The sequence below is a fragment of the Bacillus sp. GMs2/2 genome (assembly GCF_050172095.1).
Lineage (GTDB): Bacteria > Bacillota > Bacilli > Bacillales > Bacillaceae_G > Bacillus_A > Bacillus_A cereus.
The window spans coordinates 1-301 of record NZ_JBNLYE010000798.1 but is presented as its reverse complement, the minus strand read 5'-3'; the positions used below and the strand labels follow the sequence as shown (position 1 = coordinate 301).

Sequence of the window (301 nt, the reverse complement as noted above, 5' to 3'; positions counted from 1 at the left end):
CAGTTTGTCTGCTTTAAATTTTTGTTTATACTGGATTTCATTCGTTCTTTCATCCTTTATTTCAGTTGGTTTATACCAATAAAAAATCTCGCTAAGTATTGTAATTGCAACCATATAGGGTTTGCCATTTTCTAAAGTAAGGTACTTAAACCAACCTTGGTCTAAAGTGTTACCTTGAAGGTTTATTCTTGCGACTTTTATTACATTGGTATTCATCCCCGTCACCCTTCTCTATCTAACATTTTTTCAATATATCTTTACTGCTAGGGTATTTGATATTTCTCAACAAAAAGATTTAATT

Annotated in this window: 1 pseudogene; it reads right to left on the bottom strand. The window is 30.9% G+C overall.

What is annotated here, in order from left to right:
- Nucleotides 1-216: pseudogene (locus ACQGS6_RS29585) on the bottom strand (DNA replication protein DnaD); the annotation flags it as partial.
- Between the last annotated feature and the right edge of the window lie 85 nt (nucleotides 217-301).